Source organism: Maribacter chungangensis (genome assembly GCF_042676845.1).
Classification (GTDB): domain Bacteria; phylum Bacteroidota; class Bacteroidia; order Flavobacteriales; family Flavobacteriaceae; genus Maribacter; species Maribacter chungangensis.
Window position 1 is genome coordinate 1 of sequence record NZ_JBHTHY010000002.1, and the last position, 1,763, is coordinate 1,763.

The 1,763-nt window shown below is 36.6% G+C and carries 3 protein-coding genes; 2 read left to right on the forward strand and 1 reads right to left on the reverse strand.

Going from position 1 to position 1,763, the window contains the following annotated elements; translation table 11 throughout:
* Positions 1-188, forward strand: a 188-nt coding sequence (locus tag ACFQZJ_RS00030) for a hypothetical protein (RefSeq protein WP_379931486.1), incomplete at its 5' end; no start/stop codon positions are given.
* 72 nt (positions 189-260) lie between these two features.
* Here ACFQZJ_RS00030 and ACFQZJ_RS00035 read toward each other — a convergent pair.
* Positions 261-548, reverse strand: a complete 288-nt coding sequence (locus ACFQZJ_RS00035) for a hypothetical protein (protein ID WP_379931487.1) — start codon at positions 546-548, stop codon at positions 261-263.
* A gap of 443 nt (positions 549-991) precedes the next feature.
* Here ACFQZJ_RS00035 and ACFQZJ_RS00040 point away from each other — a divergent pair, with 443 nt between their 5' ends.
* Positions 992-1,684 (forward strand): hypothetical protein, encoded by a 693-nt coding sequence (locus ACFQZJ_RS00040; RefSeq protein ID WP_379931489.1) that lies wholly within the window; start codon positions 992-994, stop codon positions 1,682-1,684.
* Positions 1,685-1,763: the final 79 nt, after the last annotated feature.

Here is a 1,763-nt window from a genome sequence, read left to right on the forward strand (position 1 = left end):
ACAGTAAGATAACGTACTTTTATAAACCAATTAAAGGCTTCCGAGGTACGAGGATTAGTTCAACAATGCCTAAACGTAATGCGGACTTTAGGGCAAAACCGAAAGGTATGTGTATATTTATTGTGTCGCTAAATCTTTGGGATTTAGCTTTAGACAAGAAAAAAATAAAGCAAAACCAAAAGCTTTAGCTTAGTGCGCAGACGGAAACGAAAAGTTTCCTTACTTCCGCACTACGCTTAGCCGAACCGTTGTAAGTAATGTTATTTTAAGTCCTGTTTTTGATAGTAAAAATCTGCATAGGCATGGCCATCTTTAAACTCTTTTACTTCCTTTTGTGCTTGCTCTGGTGTTCTCACTACTTTAATTATTTCATCGTTCTCCGTGCTATGTATGGTAAAAACACTACTCACAACAACATCTATAGCTAATTGCTGAGTATGGTATTCTTTTGCTATTTCAGCACATTTTTCAGCGAATATTTGAGTAGGTGGGTTTGATTCTAATAGTTTTTTGTATTTTATTACTAACTCTTGCTCTTTTGTTTTCATGTCTATTTATTTTTTTAAGTCACTAATAGGTAACTAGCCATAGATTTAACGTTCAGGCCGATTGCCGGAGGACATATCGCTCCGCCATGAAATCGGACACCCGAGGGAACAGTCCCCCTTTACAATGGTGCGGTGCATTCCGTCAAAACACGAAACACAACCAAAAGGATTTCACGCTCACACGATATTCAATCGGCCTGAACGGCCCCTGAGTAAAACGCCCCAAATACACAAAGCCAGGGCAAGGGGAAACACCATAGGAAGAGCCCAACCGGCATGAACACGGTATAAAGCGAACGGGGCGTTTTAAAAGCTCAACGCGTGGCGGCTAAATCCCGAAATTAAAGTATATTTATAAACAACTCAACCGGCCGACAAGAAGCGGACAAGAGCCAAAACGCCCCGCCCGCTTTATACAGGGGCCGTTAGGCAACATTTGAGAAATGAGCATTTTCAATTTTAAAACATCGAAAAAAGACATAAAGCGATTTCAATTGATATTAGCTGATAAATTGCCTTCAGAATTCTCATCCTATAAAAATATAGTTAAGGAACCAACATCATACTATTCGATTGTATTTAGGCAAAAACCCGAGGGAATTACTGTGATGTATAGTTATAGTAATGACTTTCAGATAAAATACAAAAATGAAAGAGAAAAACATTTTAATTTATCTGGAGTATTCATTAAACACAAAAATAAAAACGAGTATGTGGAAATACCTTTGACTTTTGTTCACGGAAATTTACAGCATATCATTGTTGAAAATCCGACCAAATTTTACAAAGACTATGATTTTAATTCAATAGAGTTAAGAAATCTAAAAGCTGATTATTTCAAAATTCAAAATCCTGACCGAAAAACTACTGAAAAAATATTGAAGTCATTGAGTAAAGCACAAATGGAACTTTTGGAAATAGATGACACATTTGAAATCGAATTTGACGAAAAGCTTTACTACACTATTTTGGATATGGAGGATGGAAATTATATTGCAGTGGACAAAAAAGGAAAAGTTTATCGACTAAATCACGACCACGAACAAATGGTTAAACTGATAGCCGAAAAACCAACTGACTTTTTTGAAATTTACAACGGACAAAAAAGTGAACTGGAAAACATAATGTATGAATAAAAAACGTTGCCTAATAACTAAGCATATGGCGCGCCGATAGGCTAGCGCTATATGACTTGTTGACTGATCCGGGGTTTGT